Source organism: Paenibacillus sp. GbtcB18 (assembly GCF_019091125.1).
In the GTDB taxonomy this organism is placed as follows: domain Bacteria; phylum Bacillota; class Bacilli; order Paenibacillales; family NBRC-103111; genus Paenibacillus_F; species Paenibacillus_F chitinolyticus.
In genome coordinates, this window is sequence record NZ_JAGXJX010000042.1 from 1 (window position 1) to 2,647 (window position 2,647).

Annotated in this window: 1 protein-coding gene and 1 pseudogene; both read right to left on the reverse strand. The window is 34.0% G+C overall.

Annotated features, from left to right (window positions below; genetic code table 11):
* The coding region (locus KVT34_RS29305; RefSeq protein ID WP_217563195.1) for a TnsD family Tn7-like transposition protein at positions 1–1,690 on the reverse strand (1,690 nt) is incomplete at its 3' end.
* 22 nt (positions 1,691–1,712) lie between these two features.
* A pseudogene (locus tag KVT34_RS29310) lies at positions 1,713–2,647 on the reverse strand (ATP-binding protein); the annotation flags it as partial.

Sequence of the window (2,647 nt, forward strand, 5' to 3'; positions counted from 1 at the left end):
CTATTATTTTGTATGTGCGTCTGATTTGAAACTCCCGTACTGTTTCTGTAATTTGAGTAAGTAATGCTTCTGTTAGCGGCAATTTATCTAAATGATATTGTAGATTTGCTAAAATACCTAAACGCCTACCTACAGAAGAAACAGTAATTCTTATTGGCTTTTCTTCATTCAACATACTTTTATACAAAGCTTTAATTTGTTGTGTGTAATATCGATCTCGTTTATGCCAATTTACTTTTACACTCGGGATAGCTTTGTGATGTAGTTCAGGACAATTAGACATTAGCCACTCTTTATCATTCCGATATAAATACATATACACAGTTTCATTTTGCTCACGTAATGCTGTACGCGACAGCTGTGGATAAGTAGCTTGCAACTGCTGCCATTGTCTTTTACATTCTTGCAATTTACTTGTGGGTAACTTATTGTTTACTACTTTATTTAACTCAACATTCCCACTTAAATATCTTTTCACCATTTTTGAATCTACGCCTAATATCCGTCCTATTGCTCTAATACTCAAATTTTCATTTTTTAATTGTTGTAATTTCCTTTGCCACACATCACCAAATTGCTTTACTCTACCAATTTCAAATCGATCAGTCGTCTGTTTCCTCGCATAAATAAATCCACATGAACATGTAAATGTACCGATGAGATTTTTAGATTTAAAATCTTTTGTAACTTTTACTCCTGGAATAACATATTCCTTGTAATGAGATGCAGCCTTATTTAAACAAGGAAATGGTCCTTCTCCAAATGCATTCGTATAATCAGGTATGTCTTGCAGTGTTTCAATATTTTGTTTTATAAAGTGCATAAATAATAAATGTCTAAATGGATGCACATGGCGCTTAGAATTACGCAATAAAACCTTTAGCCAATTATATTCAAACTCCTCATTGAGATTACTTTCATGTTGCTTTAGAAAAGCCTGAGGATAGAATGCTAAAAACGCATCATGTAACTCTTTTTGGCGAATACGCTTATTCACCGTCATTAAATTCTGCTCTTGTAGCAACAAGTTATATTTTGCTCTAATCTGCGAACGATTTAATTGATGAAGTGGAAGTTGCAATAACTGATAAGCTAGCTTCGCTAAACTTACACCAATAGATTTATGCGGCTCGACTTCTTTTAATTCAGAGAGGTTCATATGTTTCATTTCAAAGCGAATATACTCGATTCGACTATCACTTTGAATTGGATATTTTCGTAATCGTATTTCATGATGCGGGCAATAATTGATACCTTCTAGTTGATGCTCTCGATGAATATAAGGTTCACCATATTTTTCAACATCGGCTTTGGCACACTTTGGGCAATAAAAAAATCCTTTTTTTCTGCAAATGCCGCCAGCAACAAAACCTAACCGAGTGTACAGTCCTTTTCCATCACCTTTTATATCTTCAATGATTTCTTGCTGTCGTTCTTTCGATAAAAAAGGTGCGTAATAAGGATAGATTGTATGATTAGCTAACAAAGATTCTACAGAATAATGATCACCTAATTGAGTAGCTAAAAAAGAAAAATAGCTCCCAATTCCCACACTCGATATCACCGACCGACTGCCAAACAACTCTTCCAATGTATCTTTACAATCAATATTCCCACTGTAAAAGTGATAACGTGCCCCGGCTGAATACAACAACTCATCCGGATATGGATTTGTGAAAAAAGGTAGCATTTAACTCCTCCTAAAATAATTATTAATAAAATTCAGCAACTGGATTTTTAATGAAATTATTTTTTTCTAAAACTTCATAAGGATGCTTCTTTTGCTTTAAAGCTTGCTCTCTAATATCTACTAGAATTGCTATTTTATTTGAATAGCTAGCTTTCTCTTTTTTCTCATTAACTGCCTTGTTCAATCCAATTAACTCAGAAATAAGTTGTGCTTTAATAGCACTATATTCTACGTTCACCGAAGAATTCTCTACTAATTTCTTTGCTGTTTTAGTGATGTCATTTGAATTTAAAGCATCAAAGATACCAATTGCTGCTACTTCTTCACTTAACGCTTGTATCATTTCTTGTCGTTTATAATTCAATGTGTTTTGCCGTTCTTTCATCGCTTCTTTTACTTTACCTTCATACTCTGTATTTCGCTTATGATTCATCATCAGTTCATCTAGATTAATGATAATATCTTCATATTTGTACATTGAGGCAAAGTCATTTTTGCGAATGGCATCTAGCATTGGCTGGATAATTTGCATATCTTTCTTAGCAGTCTGTTTCAGCACTTTAGAGGTGATTAACTCGTTATTATTATTGTCATCAAAAAGGACTCTTTCCTGAGCTAAGATAAAGAGATTTACAGCTACAGAGGTAATTCCTTGGCACTCCTCGTAAAAAGCTTCTTTCACTGAATCTGTAAGTTCTGAATAACCCTTTAAACATTGTAATTCCCACAACGTTTCTAAAAAGAACTCCCATTCCTCGCTATCTTTAGCCATTCGATCCCATATAATTGAGCCATCACTAGCTGCACGTCGAGCTTGGCGGAAATTCCCTTTGAACAACTGTTGTGCTTTTGATGTACCAATTAAAACAGTTGGAATACCTACTGTGTTTGATAATGTCACAAAGAAATAAAGCATCTCTTCTTGTTCATTTTTCGCATGCAATAAGTGTGGATTTT